General features: G+C 38.8%; 4 protein-coding genes. All 4 read right to left on the bottom strand.

What is annotated here, in order from left to right:
* Positions 1 to 152 precede the first annotated feature (152 nt).
* Positions 153 to 563, bottom strand: a complete 411-nt coding sequence (gene tnpA / locus ACTNBR_RS16250; protein ID WP_415940200.1) for an IS66 family insertion sequence element accessory protein TnpA — start codon at positions 561 to 563, stop codon at positions 153 to 155.
* A 131-nt stretch (positions 564 to 694) separates the two neighbouring features.
* Positions 695 to 1,018, bottom strand: a complete 324-nt coding sequence (locus ACTNBR_RS16245; RefSeq protein ID WP_441019227.1) for a hypothetical protein — start codon at positions 1,016 to 1,018, stop codon at positions 695 to 697.
* On the bottom strand, positions 988 to 1,125 hold the full coding sequence (locus ACTNBR_RS16240; RefSeq protein WP_441019225.1) for a hypothetical protein: 138 nt from the start codon (positions 1,123 to 1,125) through the stop codon (positions 988 to 990). The genes ACTNBR_RS16245 and ACTNBR_RS16240 overlap by 31 nt, the downstream gene beginning before the upstream one ends.
* Positions 1,122 to 2,407: restriction endonuclease subunit S (locus ACTNBR_RS16235; RefSeq protein WP_441019223.1), on the bottom strand; the 1,286-nt coding region annotated here is incomplete at its 5' end. The genes ACTNBR_RS16235 and ACTNBR_RS16240, both read right to left, overlap by 4 nt.

The raw sequence follows: 2,407 nt of genomic DNA, 5'->3' as shown, positions 1-2,407 counted from the left end.
GCACGTATCTGTGGTTTAAGATAAATAATGTTATCCTCATCTTTTTTGTGAAGAAGTGAGTAAATATCTTTATATCCAGAAAAGATGAGGATAAAAATATCGTGAGGATAAGCCGCAGACAATGTAGATCTTCTCAAGTCCGGAGATGTCACCTAACATGAGAGCTCCTGAAGCAGGCGGAATGTCCTGGTGAGCAGGACCGGATCTGCATCATTGCTGATGCGGACTGTGATATCCTTCATAGCAACTTCAATCGTATGTGAATTGTCAAGGTACGAGTTTTGCATCTGTGATGCTGTATGCTGTTCCGAAATGTGATCCGGAACAATGCCAATGGGAACCACGTCCTGTTTCGGGCGGGGAACCTCAAGATGACCATAATTCGGTGGTGGGATCTGATCCGCTGCTGCTTTCCGACAGCGGCTGACCCAGTTGTAAAAAGTGCTTACTGCAATGTCGTTCTCACGACACCAGTCAGCATCTGTCATGCCGCTCTGGCGGCATTCATTGATAAGCCTGATCTGTTCCGCCATCGGGACACGGGCTCTGCTAGTACCTGCCATAACCTATCCTCCATAATTGTAGTGAAATAGTCTAAATATCTATCGACTACAATTATAGGCAAAACTTGAGGATCAGGAAATCCGCAGGAATATTTGGCGCTTACGATGGAATAGACTCCATCTCCGTGTATTTAGTCTTCATAGTTTATTATAAAATATGGACTCATACTATGTTTCGATGCTTCTCCTAACACTTTTCCGGATGAAGCCACAACACATTTACTCATTACATCCTTATCTGCAAGAGATATTTCTTTTATCTTAAACCATGTTTTAAATGTCCCCGCTGTGTCTCTATAATATTCAGGTATACCTTCTTTAGATGGAGCAGAATACTGTATAGTTTCTATACTTGCCCAATATCTTTCGGTTTTGCCACTTCTAATTAGTAGAAATTTTGGGTGTTCAACGGACAGTATTTCCTTTATAATTTTTTCTGATACTTTGGCTCCCATCTTTCCATACAAACATAACCAAGTTTATCAATGATTTCTTCATGAGCCGCTATTGTTCCGCATTCAGGCGAAAAGTGTTCACCAAATCTTAATGCTATAGTTTTCATTTCGCTAACCTCTCACAATATGGCAACAACTCCTGCAACTTTGAAACTATACGTTGTTGTTCTTCAAGCGGCGGAAGCGGAATGAGCTGATTTTTCAGCATATCTTGAGTGATTTGATTTATGGTTTCAGTTTTCACACCATCAAGTTGCCCTCGAAAAATCGGTGACTGCAAAAAATAATAAATATATGGATTGATCGGACTACTAAACTTAGCCATAAATGCGCCAAAAGCCATTCCATCTTTATCAACTATAGCAGCTTTTCCCACTAATGACCTGCTACCGTTTCTTGCGCATATCAATAAGTCTCCTTTAGAAATCATAGCTCGTTCAGGAATATCACAACGCACTTTCACAATATCCGCATAATCCATAGAACCATTTTGGATATTGCTTGAACGAAGAACTATCGTGCCTTCGTTGTTCTTATCAGAAGGTTTATATGTCAAACCGATATTAGTTTCACCTATTTCGCCCATTCTTACCCACTTCCAACTATCTGGAATATCAAAGGGTATATCTTCCGCAGTGATTTCCTTAATTCTTTCAGATTTCTTTATTCTTTCATATAATTCATCAGCTGTTCCTTCTTCTGGTCTTTGTTCGACAAGTTTTCCTTGGATGGCATATTGAAGTATTGATTTTTTCATTTCATCAGGAAATCTTGTATTAAACAATTCTAATTTCTCATATGATTCAGCGTAACGATCAACATATGGAAGTAGCTCCTCTACCTTTGCAATAATGCGTTCCTGCTCGTTAATAGGAGGGATAGGAAATGGTTTATTCTTCACATATTTGTAATGTCGTGAATATCCTCCAACTTTCTCAAGTCCAGTTGAATAGTATTCTAAAACATATCCAAAGAATTTCGTTAGGATTATATTATCATTGGGTTCAAATATTTTGGTGCCATCCGCTCCGACTACAAAATCAAAATCAATGTATTTAACAATGGTTGTGTGATCTCCGAATATTATTATAGGCTTTTCATGTTTATAGAGCCTCGACTCATCGTCACAATAACCTATTACGTATTCTTTTGATTGGCTTACAACAGGATATTTTCCAGCTGTCTTAAATTCTGAAGCTGCAATTTGGTATTGTTTTGAGGCAACCGAATTACTAATGCTTTCTATATGTGCAATCTGCCATGTATCGGGAATATCAAACCCTAAACTCCCATGCCCGCACACTTGGCACCACCATAAATGAAACTGTGTAAGCCGGAAGGTATTGAGTTTGTTTATGCCGTTCTGTATACTTATAGTAACGGCAAAGA

The sequence above is a fragment of the Bariatricus sp. HCP28S3_F11 genome, assembly GCF_052065395.1.
In the GTDB taxonomy this organism is placed as follows: domain Bacteria; phylum Bacillota; class Clostridia; order Lachnospirales; family Lachnospiraceae; genus Allocoprococcus.
This window is presented reverse-complemented; position numbering and strand designations above follow the sequence as displayed.

Bases quoted from the DNA above. Each gene is read 5' to 3' on its own strand.
- ACTNBR_RS16245 (WP_441019227.1), bottom strand. From the start codon at position 1,018: ATGGGAGCCAAAGTATCAGAAAAAATTATAAAGGAAATACTGTCCGTT.
- tnpA (WP_415940200.1), bottom strand. From the start codon at position 563: ATGGCAGGTACTAGCAGAGCCCGTGTCCCGATGGCGGAACAGATCAGG.
- ACTNBR_RS16240 (WP_441019225.1), bottom strand. From the start codon at position 1,125: ATGAAAACTATAGCATTAAGATTTGGTGAACACTTTTCGCCTGAATGC.